The 14228-nt window shown below is 73.1% G+C and carries 11 protein-coding genes; 6 read left to right on the forward strand and 5 right to left on the reverse strand.

The features are described 5' to 3' along the window. Positions 1 to 83: 83 nt before the first annotated feature. From O7616_RS03055 to nagA, 3 genes are read left to right on the forward strand one after another with little or no spacing between them, the layout of a single operon-like run. Positions 84 to 1013, forward strand: a complete 930-nt coding sequence (locus O7616_RS03055) for an SIS domain-containing protein (RefSeq protein WP_282305514.1) — start codon at positions 84 to 86, stop codon at positions 1011 to 1013. Then, a complete protein-coding gene (locus tag O7616_RS03060) occupies positions 1010 to 1978 on the forward strand; it encodes an ROK family protein (RefSeq protein WP_282305515.1) in 969 nt (322 codons plus the stop codon). The genes O7616_RS03055 and O7616_RS03060 overlap by 4 nt, the downstream gene beginning before the upstream one ends. Then, positions 1975 to 3084 (forward strand): N-acetylglucosamine-6-phosphate deacetylase, encoded by a 1110-nt coding sequence (nagA, locus tag O7616_RS03065; RefSeq protein WP_282305516.1) that lies wholly within the window; start codon positions 1975 to 1977, stop codon positions 3082 to 3084. The genes O7616_RS03060 and nagA overlap by 4 nt, the downstream gene beginning before the upstream one ends. Positions 3085 to 3418: 334 nt before the next feature. On the opposite strand, the gene O7616_RS03070 is transcribed toward nagA, so the two are convergent. Continuing rightward, positions 3419 to 4642, reverse strand: a complete 1224-nt coding sequence (locus O7616_RS03070) for a DUF4032 domain-containing protein (RefSeq protein WP_282305517.1) — start codon at positions 4640 to 4642, stop codon at positions 3419 to 3421. 120 nt (positions 4643 to 4762) lie between these two features. Here O7616_RS03070 and O7616_RS03075 point away from each other — a divergent pair, with 120 nt between their 5' ends. Together O7616_RS03075 and O7616_RS03080 are read left to right on the forward strand one after the other, a co-directional pair. After that, positions 4763 to 5500, forward strand: a complete 738-nt coding sequence (locus tag O7616_RS03075; RefSeq protein WP_282307512.1) for a phosphatase PAP2 family protein — start codon at positions 4763 to 4765, stop codon at positions 5498 to 5500. Positions 5501 to 5511: 11 nt separating this feature from the next. Beyond that, positions 5512 to 6762, forward strand: a complete 1251-nt coding sequence (locus tag O7616_RS03080; protein WP_282305518.1) for an APC family permease — start codon at positions 5512 to 5514, stop codon at positions 6760 to 6762. Between the two features lie 8 nt (positions 6763 to 6770). Here the strand turns inward: O7616_RS03080 and O7616_RS03085 are convergent, their stop codons facing one another. The 4 genes from O7616_RS03085 to O7616_RS03100 form a co-directional block, all read right to left on the reverse strand. Continuing rightward, complete coding sequence (locus O7616_RS03085) at positions 6771 to 7556, reverse strand: ABC transporter permease (protein ID WP_282305519.1); 786 nt, start codon at positions 7554 to 7556, stop codon at positions 6771 to 6773. Beyond that, positions 7553 to 8542, reverse strand: coding sequence for an ATP-binding cassette domain-containing protein (locus O7616_RS03090; RefSeq protein ID WP_282305521.1), 990 nt, complete (start codon positions 8540 to 8542; stop codon positions 7553 to 7555). The genes O7616_RS03085 and O7616_RS03090 overlap by 4 nt, the downstream gene beginning before the upstream one ends. A 30-nt stretch (positions 8543 to 8572) precedes the next feature. Continuing rightward, positions 8573 to 11422: a BTAD domain-containing putative transcriptional regulator gene (locus O7616_RS03095; RefSeq protein WP_282305522.1), complete on the reverse strand. Its 2850-nt coding sequence runs from the start codon at positions 11420 to 11422 to the stop codon at positions 8573 to 8575. 168 nt (positions 11423 to 11590) lie between these two features. Continuing rightward, complete coding sequence (locus O7616_RS03100) at positions 11591 to 13645, reverse strand: NAD-binding protein (protein WP_282305523.1); 2055 nt, start codon at positions 13643 to 13645, stop codon at positions 11591 to 11593. A gap of 95 nt (positions 13646 to 13740) precedes the next feature. Between O7616_RS03100 and O7616_RS03105 the strand changes: the two genes are divergently transcribed. Then, on the forward strand, positions 13741 to 14223 hold the full coding sequence (locus O7616_RS03105) for an MSMEG_6728 family protein (protein WP_282305524.1): 483 nt from the start codon (positions 13741 to 13743) through the stop codon (positions 14221 to 14223). The last annotated feature ends 5 nt before the right edge of the window (positions 14224 to 14228 follow it).

Here is a 14228-nt window from a genome sequence, read left to right on the forward strand (position 1 = left end):
ACCCGCGTTCGCGCAGAATAACGCGCGAAATGCGGGTCAAACGAGCCGTATTGCGCACCGGTCGCCCCTGCGAGGAGTTTTCCATGGCATACGTGGACGCGGAGATCGCGAGCCAACCCGACTGCTGGCGGGAGGCGGCCGAGCTGGCCGGCGTCGTCCACGGTGACCTGCCCCGCCCGGGTGAACGAGTCGCCGTGGTCGGTTGCGGCACGTCGTGGTTCATGGCCATGGCGTACGCGGCCCGCCGCGAGCAGGCCGGGCAGGGTGAGACCGACGCGTTCCAGGCGTCCGAGTTCCCCACCGTCCGCCACTACGACCGGCTGATCGCGATCACCCGTTCCGGCTGCACCACCGAGGTGCTGGAACTGCTCGCCGCGCTGCGCGGGCGGACACCCACCACGGTCATCGTCGGCGACCCCGCCTCCCCGGCCGTCGACCTCGCCACCGCCGCGGTGACCATGCCCTTCGCCGACGAGCGGTCGGTGGTGCAGACCCGCTTCGCGACCACCGCGCTGGCTCTGCTCCGGGCCCACCTCGGTGACCCGGTGACCGCGCTCGTCGCCGACGCCGAGGTGGCGGTGCGCTCCCCGCTGCCGATCGACCCGGCCACCATCGGGCAGGTCACCTTCCTCGGTCGGGGGTGGACGATCGGGCTGGCCCAGGAGGCGGCGCTGAAGTGCCGCGAAGCGGCGACGTTCTGGGCCGAGGCGTACCCGGCCATGGACTACCGGCACGGGCCGATCTCGGTCGCCGCCCCCGGTCGGCTGGTCTGGGCGTTCGGCGACCTGCCCGACGGGCTACCCGAGGACGTGGCCGCCACCGGCGCGGCCTTCGTGCACAGCCGCACCCACGGTTGGCGCACGGTGTTGGGCAGTTGGTCAGCCGGTCGTACCCCGGTCGACCCGATGGCCGACCTGATCCTGGCGCAACGCTTCGCGGTCGCGCTGGCGACCAGCCAGGGTCTCGACCCGGACGCCCCCCGGCACCTGTCCCGGGCCGTGGTGCTGGCGTGAGCGGCGACGCCGCGCCCACCGATCCGGTGGTCGTCGCACTGGACGTCGGTGGCACCGGCATGAAGTGCGCCCTGGTCCGGCCGGACGGCGTCGCGGTACGCACCGAGCGGCACCCCACCGACGCCGTACGCGGCCCGGCGGCCGTGGTCGCCACCATCCTCGACGTGGCCGAAGGGCTCGCCGACAAGGCACGCGCCGACGGCCTCACCCCGATCGCGGTCGGCATCGCCGTCCCCGGTGTGGTGGACGAGGCACGTGGAGTCGCGGTCTGGTCGGCGAACGTGGGCTTCCGGGACGTACCCCTGCGGGACCTGGCGGTGCGACGGCTCGGCCTGCCGACGGCACTGGGCCACGACGTGCGGGTGGGTGGTCTCGCCGAGGCCCGGCTCGGTGCCGGGCGCAGCACCGGGCACGTGCTGTTCGTGGCGATCGGCACCGGCATCGCCGCCGCGCACGTCGTGGACGGTCACGCCGCTGTCGGCGCGCACGGCGCCGCCGGGGAGATCGGCCACATCCTGGTCCGGCCGGACGGGCCGCGCTGCGGCTGCGGCCGACCCGGCTGCCTGGAGGCGGTCGCCTCGGCCGCAGCGGTCGGACGCCGCTACGCGGAGCTGGCCGGCGAGGCTGCCGACGGTCCGGTGTCCGCCGCCGAGGTGGCCGAGCGGGCCGCAGCCGGCGAACCGCTCGCCGGTCAGGTCTGGCGGGAGACTGTCGAGGCCCTCGCCGACGGTCTGGCCAGCGGGCAGGCGCTGTTCGACGTGGCGACGATAGTGCTCGGTGGCGGCCTCGCCCAGGCCGGGGATCGGCTGCTGACCCCGCTGCGGGCGGCGCTGCACGAGCGGATGACCTTCCACCGGGAGCCGCAGCTGGTCGCGGCAGCCCTCGGCGACGAGGCCGGTTGCCTCGGTGCCGCCCTGCTCGCAATGGACGCCGTGCGCGGCCACGACCACCAGGAGAAGCGATGACCGTACGGGTGAACGGCCGCGTGGTGACCCCGACCGGTGTCATCCGACAGGGATGCGTCGAGTGGGACGGGGATCGGATCACCGCGGTCGCCGAGTACCCGTCGGTCCGGGACGGGCACTGGATCCTGCCGGGCTTCGTGGACATGCACACGCACGGCGGTGGCGGGCACACCTTCACCACCGGCGATGCCGCCGAGGCGCGGGCGGCGGCCGACTTCCACCTCGCGCACGGTACGACCACAGTGCTGGCGAGCCTGGTCAGCGCCCCCTTCGAGTTGATGCGCTCGTCGACCGAGGCGTTCGCCCCGCTGGTGGAGGAGGGCGTGCTGGCGGGTGTCCACTTCGAAGGGCCGTACCTCTCCGCGACGCGGTGCGGCGCGCAGAACCCGGAGTACCTCCGCGACCCGTCGACCGACGAGCTGACCGAGCTGATCAAGCTGGGTCGGGGCGCGGTCCGGATGGTCACCCTCGCTCCGGAACGCGAGGGCGCGTTGGAGGCGATCAGGCTGCTCACCTCGCAGCGGGTGGTGGCGGCGGTCGGCCACACCGACGCCACGTACGAGCAGACCCGCTCCGCGGTCGCCGCCGGCGCCAGCGTCGGCACCCACCTGTTCAACGGCATGCGACCGGTGCACCACCGCGAGCCGGGCCCGGTGGTGGCCCTGCTCGACGCGCCCACGGTGATCTGTGAGCTGGTCGCCGACGGGGTGCACCTGCACGACGGCATGCTGACCTTCGCCACCGCGACCGCCGGCCCGGACCGGGCCGCGCTGATCACCGACGCGATGGCCGCCGCCGGCATGGCCGACGGGGAGTACGAGCTGGGCGGTCAGGCCGTCACCGTGGCCGACGGGGTGGCCCGGCTCGCCCGCGACGGCGCTATCGCCGGAAGCACCCTGACCATGGACGCCGCGCTGCGGCACGCCGTGAATGCCGGAATCCCGATCGCCGACGCGGCACGGATGGTGGCCACCACCCCGGCCCGGGCCATCGGCCTGGGCGACCGGGTCGGCGCCCTCCAGGTCGGCCTCCGCGCGGACCTGGTGGTGCTGGACGACGACCTCAACGTGGTACGGGTGCTGCGCGCGGGCTCCTGGATGGACTGACACCCGGGCAGACCAGCGGGCGAACCATGCCCGTCCCACGCGTGAGGGCAGCTCGGCCGGCCCTCTGGAGAGCCTTTGGAGCTGAATCGTTTACGACATCAGTGACGTCACCGGCCTGCTCGGCCACCGCGACAATCAGTGAAAGCTCCTCGGCGACCCAGGAGCGCGGCCCGGTCGAGCCGACCAGCCCAGCCCTACCGACCAGGGCTGAATCGTTTACGACATCAGCTCCAAAGGCAGCGGGCAGGAAGTCCGGTAGCCGAGCCGACCGTTCGAGTCGGCCGGAGCCGCCAGACCCCGGACGACCAAGGCCCCGGACAGACCAACCGGGGTCTCAGCTCAGGCCGGCGACTTCCACGCCGAGGACGGCCTGCTCGTCGGGGCGGTGCACCAGCACGTCGGTCAGGTACGACTGGACGGCGTGGCGCATTCCGACGTCCCGGCCTGCCTGCTCGGAGAGCAGCCACTTGTGCTCGATGATCTGCGCGAACAGCTCCTGTGGCTCCAACTTGCGACGCAGGTGCGCCGGAACGGCCCGGACCACCGGCTCGAATACCTCGGTGAGCCAGCGGTGCGCGGCCTGCTGTTCGTCGATCAGGTCGCTCTCCGCCCGGTAGGCGTCCAGGTCGTTGAGCAGCTTGCGCGCCTGGTTCTCCTCGGCGTCCAGGCCGGTCAGCCGCAGCAGCCGCCGGGTGTGGTAGCCGGCGTCCACCACCTTCGGCCGGACCAGGAAACGCCCGTCCTCGCCGCCCGACATGGCCACCTCGGCCACGTCGAAGCCCAGCTCGTTGAGGCGGCGGATCCGCCCCTCGATGTCGTGCCGCGCCTCCCGCTCGATCGCCTGCTCGTAGGTGATCTCGTGCCACAGGCGCTCGTAGCGCTGCACGACCTCCTCGCAGACCACCTCCGGGTCGATGGACTCGTGCAGCAGGCCGGCGGCCTGGAGGTCCAACGCCTCGCCGAAGATGTTCACCCGGGCGATCTCCAGGTCCTCGCCGCGCTGACCGTTGGAGAGCGAGTTGTGCAACGCACCGGTCTCCGCGTCGACCAGGTAGGCGGCGAACGCGCCCGCGTCCCGGCGGAACAGCGTGTTGGACAGCGAGCAGTCGCCCCAGAAGAAGCCGGTCAGGTGCATCCGCACGATCAGGGCGGCGAGCGCGTCGAGCAGCCGGCTCATCGTCTCCGGTCGCAACGTGTGCGAGAAGAGCGCACGGTACGGCAGCGAGAACTGCAGGTGCCGGGTGATCAGCACCGATTCGAGGGGCTCGCCGTCCTCGGTCTGCCGGTCGGCGACGACCGCCACCGCCTCGACCGAGGGGAAGTCGATCCGCTCCAGGGCCCGGAGCAGGTCGTACTCTCGCTCGGCGATCCGCTCCCGGGTCTCCTTGAAGGCGTAGACGTAGTCACCGAGCCGGACGAACCGGACGATGTGTCGGGAGATGCCCTGTGGCAGGGCCACCAGATGTTGGGCAGGCCACTCCTCCAGCGGAGTCGACCAGGGCAGGTCGAGCAGCGCCGGGTCCACGAGGGCAGACGTGATCCGCACGGGCACAAGCATGACGCCTCGCCCCCCGCATCCGCCTCACATCGTGGTTGGGCCCACAGCGCCGAACACCCCGGCCTCGCACCGGGCCGGTAGCGTGGTCGCGTGCTCAAACCGACGGCGGTACGACGTGACCTGCGGCTACGGCCGGTCCGCCCGGCCGGCTGGTGGTTCGACGCGCTGCTGCTGGTCGGATTGGTCGGTTTGACGGTGGCGCTCGCCGCCGATCAACTCTTCGGATTGGACCGGGCCGTCGCCGACTGGGCCGACGCACACCGACCGACCGCCGCCTACTGGGTCGCCCGGGTGCTGAACTTCCTCGGCCAGGGCACCCCGTTGACCCTGATCGGCGTCGGGCTCGGCGTGCTGCTGGCCGTCCGGCTGCGGTCGGTGCGGCCGATCCTGCTGCCGGTGGTCGGGTTCGTGATCACGACCTTCACCATCGGCCCGCTGAAGGTCTGGACCGCGCGGGCCGCACCGAGCGCCAGCGTCAAGGAGCCGTTCCTGTCGCCCGAGCAGACCCTGCCGCTGTTCCACGACGACCTGCCGGTGCGATTCGCCCAGTCCTACCCGTCGGGGCACGTCGCCAACGCCATCGTCTGGTACGGCGTCATCGCCCTGCTGCTCGCCCCGCTGGTCCGCAGCTTCGGCCGGCAACTCCCGAGTCGGCTCGTCACCGTGATCCGCATCGTGCCGCCGTTGGTGGTCCTCACCACCACCACCTACCTGGGGTGGCACTGGCTGACCGACTCGGTGGCCGGGCTGCTGCTGGGCCTGCTCCTGGACCGGTTGCTGCACCGGGTCCCGTGGGACGACCTGCCCCTCCCCGGCCGGTTGCGCGAATGGGACCGGCCGTTCACGTCGTACCCCTAGGGTTTCGGTCCGTGGATCAACTGGCGCGGCGACTCGGCGTACCCGATGCGGTTGTCATCGGGTTGGGCTCGATGCTCGGTGCGGGCGTCTTCGTGGTCTTCGGCCCGGCCGCGGCGGCGGCCGGCGGCGCCGGTCTGCTGCCCGCGCTGGTGCTGGCGGGTTTCGTGGCCTACTGCAACGCGACCAGCTCGGCGCGGTTGGCGGCCCGCTACCCGGAGTCGGGCGGCACCTACGTCTACGGGCGGGAGCGCCTCGGGCCGTTCGCCGGGTTCGTGGCCGGCTGGGGGTTCGTCGTCGGCAAGACGGCGAGTTGCGCGGCGATGGCGTTGACCATCGGGGCGTACCTGTGGCCGGGGCAGGCCCGGCTGGTCGCGGTCGGCGCGGTGCTCGCGGTGACCGCCGTGAACCTGCGCGGCGTCGGCAAGACGGCCACCGCCACGAAACTGCTGGTCGCGCTCGTGCTCGCGGTGCTGACAGTGGTCGCTGTCGTCGGCGTGGTGGGTGGGCCGGTGCACCTGGACCGGCTGACCGAGCCCGGCGGCTCCGTCCGGGGCGTGCTGACCGCCGCCGGGCTGCTGTTCTTCGCCTTCGCCGGGTACGCGCGGATCGCCACCCTCGGCGAGGAGGTCCGCGACCCGCAGCGGACCATCCCCCGGGCCGTGCCGCTGGCGCTCGGGCTGGTACTCGTGATCTACCTGGCGTTGGCGGTCGTCACGCTCGGCGTGCTCGGCGCCGACCGGCTGGCCGGGTCCGCCGCGCCCCTGGTCGACGTGGTGACCGCAGCCGGGCTGCCCGGCCTGGCCTGGGTGGTCCGCGCCGGGGCGACGATCGCGGTCGTCGGCGTGCTGCTGTCCCTGGTCGCCGGGGTCGGTCGGACCACCCTCGCGATGGCCCGCCGTCACGACCTGCCCGGTGCGCTGGCCGCCGTCCACCGGGTGCACAAGGTGCCCCACCGGGCCGAGATGGCGGTGGCCGCCGTGGTGATCGTGGTGGTGCTGCTCGGTGACGTCAGGCAGGCGATCGGCTTCTCCAGCTGCACGGTGCTGGTCTACTACGCGATCACCAACGCGGCGGCGCTGACCCTGGGCCGGGACCCGGACCGGCGGTCGCCGGTCCGGGTCCTCGCCGTTCTGGGGCTGGTCGGCTGCCTGCTGCTCGCTGTCAACCTGCCGCTGGGCAGCGTCCTCGCCGGGTTCGGCGTGCTCGCCGTCGGAGCCGCCTGGTACGCGCTACGGACGGGCCACCGGCGGCCTGGTCTATAGCGACACGGTCAGCGGCTCAACCGCCGGTAGCGGCGCACCGCCAGCGGGGCGAAGACGGCGATCAGGAGCACCGGCCACAGCACCGCCAGCAGCATGGCGTGCTCCGCCGGCCAGGAGTCGCCGCCCAGGCCCGGGTTGCCGAACAGCTCACGCATCGCCGCGACGGTGGCCGACAGCGGGTTCCACTCCGAGATCGTCCCGATGACCGGCGGCATCAGCTCGGGCGACACGAACACGTTGGAGATCGCGGTGAGCGGGAACGCGGCCGGAAAGACGATCACGCCGACCGTGTCCGGGTTGCGGACCAGCAGCGCCAGGTAGATCCCGATCCAGGTGATCGCGACTCGGAGCAGCAGGAGCAGCCCGACGGCGAGCAACGCCTTGGCCACACCGTGGCGCCACTGCCACCCGACGAGCAGGCCGCAGACCAGCAGGGTGGACATCTCCAGCAGCGCGCGGAGCAGATCGGCGGCACTGCGACCGGTCATCAGGGCGGACCGGGCCATCGGCATCGACCGGAACCGGTCCACGACACCTCGGCTGAGGTCCAGCGCCACGCCGGTCGCGGTCGCGCCCAGGCCGTACAGCATCGTCATCACGAAGACGCCGGGAACCAGGAACTCGCGATAGTCGCCACCGCCGGCCACCTGCATGCCGCTGCCGAACACGTACCCGAAGACCAGCACGAACATGATCGGCAGCGAGAAGTAGAGGATCAGCTCCTCCGGCGAGCGGATCACGTGGATCATGTTCCGCCTGGTCATCGTCCAACCGTCGACCACCGCCGCCGTCATGCCACGTCCGCCTTCCGTCCGGCTCCCACCGGCTCGCGGGCCTCGTCGGGCCGGTGCCCGGTCAGGTGGAGAAACGCCTCGTCCAGCGTCGCGCGCCGCAGACCGATGTCCTCGACCGCGATCCCGGCGTCGTCCAACGCGCGCACCACGTCGACCAGACCGGCGACCCGGTCGGCCACCGGGACGCTGAGTCGCCGGACCTCCGGATCGACAGCGGGCTCGACGGCGCAGATCGACGCGACGACGCGGGCGGCACGGATCAGGGCGGCGGCGTCGCGTACCACCACCTCGACCCGGTCACCGCCGGTCATCGCCTTCAGCTCGTCCGGCGAGCCCTCCGCCACCACCCGCCCGGCGTCGATCACCGAGACGCGGTCGGCGAGCTGGTCGGCCTCCTCCAGGTACTGCGTGGTGAGCAACACCGTGGTCCCGTCCGCGACCAGGGCGCGGACCAGGTCCCACACCTGGTTGCGGCTGCGCGGGTCCAGGCCGGTCGTCGGTTCGTCGAGGAAGAGCACCCGCGGGGTACGGATCAGGCTGGCGGCGAGGTCCAGTCGGCGGCGCATCCCACCGGAGTACTCACCGGCGGACCGGGTGGCCGCCTGGTCCAGCCCGAACCGCTCCAGCAGCTCGTCGGCACGTCGACGGGCCGCCCGTCGGCCGAGCCGGAACAGCCGGCCGAACAGTTCCAGGTTCTGTCGGCCACTGAGGGTCTCGTCGACCGCCGCGTACTGCCCGGTCAACCCGATCCGGGCGCGCACCTCGTCCGGTCGGCGCAGTACGTCGTACCCGGCCACGCTGGCCCGGCCCGCGTCGAAGCGCAGCAGCGTGGCAAGGATCCGTACCGCCGTCGTCTTGCCCGCGCCGTTGGGCCCCAGCAGCCCGTGGACCGTGCCGGTCGGGACGGTCAGGTCGAACGAGTCCAGCGCGCGGGTGGGGCCGTACCGCTTGCCCAGGCCCTCGGCGACCACCTCGAATGTCGTCATGCCCCCACAGTGCGGTGGTCCGCTGACGGGTCACGCACCGTCCGCTGACGGCGGCGCACCGGACTCGGCCTTCTCCGCCTCGGCGATCTGGTCGAGAACGAACATGACCTCCGTCCGGGTGGCCTCGCCGACGTACCAGCCGGTGAGTCCGCCGGTCAACGCCGCTTCGCAGAACCGCCTCGCCTCGACCACGTCGCCGCGCAGCCGGGCCACCTGGGCGAGGCCGAGCCGGGCACCGGCGACGAACTCCGGCGCACCGCTGCGCTGCGCGAGGAGCAGGGCGGCGGTGAAGTCGTCGCGCGCCGCGGCGAGGTCACCGGCGCGCAGCCTGATCTCGCCCCGGGTCCGCAGCATGTCGGCCTGGTCGACCACCGATTCGAGTTCCTCGGCCAACGTCATGGCCTGGTCCATGCGGGCGCCCGCCGCTTCCGCGTCACCGCGCCAGGCGGCGAGTTCGCCCAGCACACCCAGAGTGATCATGCAGCCCCAGCGATCCCCGGCCTGCCGGAACCCGTCGAGCGCGGTGGCCAGTGCCGTCCCGGCCTGGTCCCACCCACCACTCCACATCTGCGCCGAGCCGCTCCCCATCGCGGCCAACGCGTTGATCCACACGTCCGAGCCGACCAGCTGGCGCAGCTCCCGCATCAGCTCGTTGACGTGCTCGGACCCGCCCGACGGCGGGCCGGCCGAGATCCCCGACAGGTACAGCAGGAAGGGTTGCCGGGGCGGTCGGTCGAGACTGCGGATGACGGACCGCTGCGTACCCAGCGAGTCCAACGGCCCGAATCCGCCGAGGGAGGCGTTGTAGACGCAGAGCGCGTACTCCTCGCGCAGCCCCGGAGGCGCTTCGGCGCCGAACAGGCCGAGGACGTCGGCGGCCAGCCGGGCCCCCTCCCCGCGCATGCCACGCAGCCACCAGTAGAACGACAGGGCCGCGACCATCCCGGCCGCGTCTGCCGCATCGCCGGCTGCGGTGGCACGGCGCAGCGCGGCGTGGAGGTTGTCCCGTTCGGCGTCGAGCCGTCGCAACCAGTGCAACTGCTCCGCGCGCCGCAGATGGTCGCTGGCGGTCCAGGCGAACTCCAGGAAGTACGCGGTGTGCGCCCGACGCAGGTCGTCGGCCTCGCCCGCGTCGGCGAGGCGTTCGGCGCAGAACGCACGGACCGTCTCCAGCATCCGGTACCGACCACCGGCCAGCTCCACGAAGGACTTGTCGACGAGACCGGCCAGCGCCCCCACGAAGTCCTCGCCGGGCAGGCCGCAGACCTGTCCAGCCGCTTCGAGGGTCGCGCCACCGGCGAAGACGGTGAGGCGACGGGCCAGGCTTCGTTCGGCGTCGTCGAGCAGGTCCCAGCTCCACTCGACGACCGCCCGGAGGGTGCGGTGTCGTGGCGACGCGGCCCGGCTGCCCATCGACAACAGCCGCACCCGGTCGTCGAGGCGGGCGGCCACCTCGGCGACGGGCAGCGCACGCAGCCGGGCGGCGGCCAGCTCGATCGCCAGCGGCAGGCCGTCGAGGGTGCGGCAGATCCGCAGCACCGTGTCGACGTTGGCCGGCGTGACGGTGAAGTCGGGCGCGACGTCGGCGGCCCGCTGGGCGAAGAGACGGACGGCGGCGAAGTCGTCGGCGTGCTCCGCGGACGCGCCGGGCGGTGCCACGGTGAGCCCGGACAGCGGGCACAACGCCTCACCGGCCAACCCGAGCGGCTCGCGGCTCGTGGCCAGGACACGCAGCGCCGGGCACGCACCCAGCAGTCGGGCGGCCAGCCGGGCGACGTCGGCGATGACGTGCTCGCAGTTGTCGAGTACCAACAGCAGTGGGCGCTCGGCGAGCGCCTCGACCAGCCGGTCGATGGGTTGCCGGCCCGGCTCCGCCGGAGCGCGCAGGCCGGCGTCGCGCAGGCCGAGCGCGCTCAACACCGCCTGCGGTACGTCCGACCCGTCGGCCAACCCGGCCAGTTCGACGAAGCGGACCTCCCCGTCGAGGCGGCCCGCCGCCTCGATCGCCAACCGGGTCTTGCCCGCTCCCCCGGGGCCGATGAGGGTGACCAGCCTCCGGTCGCCGAGCAACACGCCGACGCGCCCGAGTTCCTCGTCCCGCCCCACGAACGTGGTGAGCTGACTCGGCAACGCCCGTTGGGTCGACCCGCCCTCCGCACCCCGCAGTACCGCGAGGTGGATCGCGGCCAGCGCCGCCGACGGGTCGGCACCGAGTTGGTCCGCGAGGATGCGCCGGGCGTCCTCGAACTCGGCCAGCGCCTCCGCCGGCCGACCGAGTGCGGACAGGGCACGCATGAGCTGACCCCGTGACCGCTCCCGCAGCGGATGGGCGACGACGAACTCCCGTAACTCGGCGACCAGCGCGGGCGACGCACCCAAGGCCAGGTCCGCGTCGACCCGATCCTCGATCGCGGCCAGCCGCAGCTCGTCCAGTCGGGCCGCCTGCGCGGGCGCGCCCGGCACATCGGCCAGGGCGGGGCCACGCCACAGCTCCAGCGCCTCCCGCAACACGGCCGCGGCCCGGGACCACTCACCGGCGGCGAGTGCGCGTCGCCCCGCCTCGGCGCATCGCTCGAACCGGTACGCGTCGACATCCTCGGGGGCCACGGCGAGGCGGTAACCGGCCGGGTGGAACTCGACCGGGTTCTGCTCGGCGGGCAGCGCCTGACGCAGACGCGACACCTGGGACTGGAGCGCGTTGCCCGCCCCCCGGGGCGGGTGCTCGCCGTACAGGCCGTCGATCAGCCGGTCGGCGGGGACGACGCGGCCCGCGTCGAGCAGGAGGAGCGCCAGCAGCGCGCGCAGCCGGGGGCCGCCCACGGGGATCTCGCGCCCGTCGGCCAGCAGCACCTGGGTCGGCCCCAGGATGCGGAATCGCATGCATGGATTGTCACTCAGCGCCGGTCGGTCCTGATCCACTCCGGTTCGCCGAAATCGCGGTTTCACCGCGCCGGGGATACCGCCACTTCGGCGAACCGGAGTGGATCAACCCGCCGGCGCGGCAGGGTGCGGTTCACACGCCCCAGGGCGCCCTCGAGGGTTCGCGAATCATGCGCGGTGTGCGCGGGAGTCGGGCTCGTCCCGGGTGCGGGCGTCGTCGACCGGCTCGCCGGACCACACGCCAGTGCCCGCGCTCTGAGCCGGTGGCACGGCCCCGACGACCGGTGAGCGGGACGGTGCCACCGGGTGGGCCGCGCCCGGGGCGGAGGCCGCGACCTCCTGATCGCTCGGCCCGGCCGCCGAGTCGTGCCCGGCGGGGACGGGCAGCGATCGGGCAGCACCTGGTGCCGCCGGTACGGGCCGGGGCACCGAGTCGACGTGACCTGGCGGCGTCAGCGTCCTACCCGGGACGGGTGGCGCGCACTGCCGGGTCAGCCAGTCCAACCCGCGCCGCCGGGCGACGACCGTCAACCGGTCGCCCGCGAAGATCACCTGGCGGGGATCGAGGTCCTTCCACCAGATCGTCCTGCCACCGCCGGCCGGGGTCCGGGCGATCAGCCGGACCTGCCCGTCCCGGTTGACCACGTCCAGCGGCCGTCCGTCCAGCTCGGAGCCGGCCGCGACCGGCACCTCGGCCACCGGCAGCGCGTGCCGGTCGACCGGAATGGTGGTGATCACCGCACGTTCGGTGAGCGCCCCGATGAAGGCCGGGGCGGCCAGGTAGGAGACCGACCGGGACACCCCGAGGGCGAAGGTCTCCTCCACCCGTTCGGCGAAATCACCGTCGAAGAACCGCAGCACCACCCGCAGGTCGCTGCGCAGATCGCGAGCGGCGAGCGCCGCCTCCAGGTTGGCCACGTCGTCGGTGGACGCCACCACCAGCGCCTGGCAGTCCGTCACCGACGCGGCGACGAGCGTTTCCGGCAGCGCGGCGTCACCGACGATCAGCGGCACCTCCAGTTGACGGGCCAGGGCGGCGCCGCGCGGCTCCGGATCCTTGTCGATCGCCACCACCTCGACGTCGTACTCGCGCAGTTGCGCCACGACCCGGGTGCCGACGTTGCCCAGGCCGATCACCACGACGTGCCCGGCCCGCGCCGGCTGCAACCGGCCGGTGTGCAGGGCCAGCCGGGCGTTGACGATGCCGTCCACCACCACGGCGGTGATCAGCGGGATCAGCGCCAACCCGGCCAGGTTGAGCACCACCTGCATGATCTGCGCATCCGCCGGCTTGGCGGTATCCGGGTCGGCGCCGCTGAGCGTGGTGACGAGCGTCAGGTACAACGCCTCCAACGGAGACACGTTCTCGGCGCGGGAGATCAGCGCCCCCAGCACCGCGATCAGCGCGAGCACCAGCATCACCGCGATGCCGATCTTGCGGGTGGCGAAACCACGTACGGCCCGCACCAGTACGGCGACCGGACGCCGCCGTCGACGGGCCCGGACCAGCCGACGGGCGGCCACCTCGGTGCCCGGTGGCTGCCCGGTCGCCTCGGCGAGCACCAGGTCCGCGCCGGCCTGCTCGGCCGGCAGCAACTCCACCCCCTGCGCCTCGGTGAGGTGGGCCAACGCGCACACCACGTCCTGCGGTCGGACGTCGGCCCGCCGCGCCACCCGCAGCGTCTTGTCCCGATGTTGGAAGGAACTGGGGTCGACCTCGCCGAGCGCGGCGGCCACGAAGGCCGGCGCGGCCATCTCGGCGTCGGAGAGCACCTCGACCGGTGCCTTCAGCAGTTTGCGCACGCCGTCGGCGAGGGTGCCGTTGAACATCCGCAGCACCTGCCGGACCCGCTGGTCGACGGCCTGCGCGCAGAGCGCGGCGTGCAGGTTGCCCACGTCGTCCTGGTGCAGCAGGGCCAACCCGGCGGCCCCGGCCAGACCGGCGGCCTCGAAGGTGGCCACGTCCAACCGATCCGAGCGGACCACCCGGACCCCCCGCAGTGCCGCCACGTCCGGGCCGTTGCTGCGGTAGCGCTCCGGCACCACGACCGTCACCCGGGCCCCACCGACCGGCAGGTCGGATTCGAGCATCGCCCGGGCCACGTAGTAGGCGAGCGCGTCCTTGCCGCAGACCACGTAGTGCGGGCGCGGATCGCCGACCGAGCGCAGTCGCCAGTTCCACTCGACCGCCCGTCGCGCCCGGTCCCGCCACGGCTCTGCCATGCCCGGATCGTAATCAGCGCTGCCCTGCTGGGCGACCCTGTCCGGATCATCCCTCGGTCAGGCATGCCCGACCCGGCGACGGGTAGAGCAGCGGCATGCAGACGTTCCTCCCGTACCCGGACTTCCTGGCCAGCGCCCGCACGCTGGACCAGAAGCGGCTGGGCAAGCAGCGGGTGGAGGCCATCCAGGTGCTGCGCGGGCTCACCCGACCCGACTACGGCTGGCGCAACCACCCGGCCGTGAAGATGTGGGCCGGGTACGAGGAGGCGCTCACCCGCTACGGGCTGGACATGTGCGCGGTGTGGACCGAACCGGGGCGGGCGGACACCTGCGCCACCACGATGACGGTCGACCTCGCCGCCGCCTGCGGGACCGCTGTCGTACGCACCCAGGCGGAGCTGGATCAGGCCGGTGAGCTGCCGCCGTGGCTGGGCCGCGACGACCTGCACCTGAGCCACCGCTCGTCGTTGCTGCGCAAAGACCCGTCGCACTACCGCCCCCTGTTCGGCGACGACGTCCCGGAGGATCTGGAGTACGTCTGGCCCGCCTCCGATCGCGAGCGCCGCTGCCTGCCGTAGGGGAG

Origin of the sequence: Micromonospora sp. WMMD964, assembly GCF_029581455.1 — a bacterium.
Taxonomy (GTDB): Bacteria; Actinomycetota; Actinomycetes; order Mycobacteriales; family Micromonosporaceae; genus Micromonospora.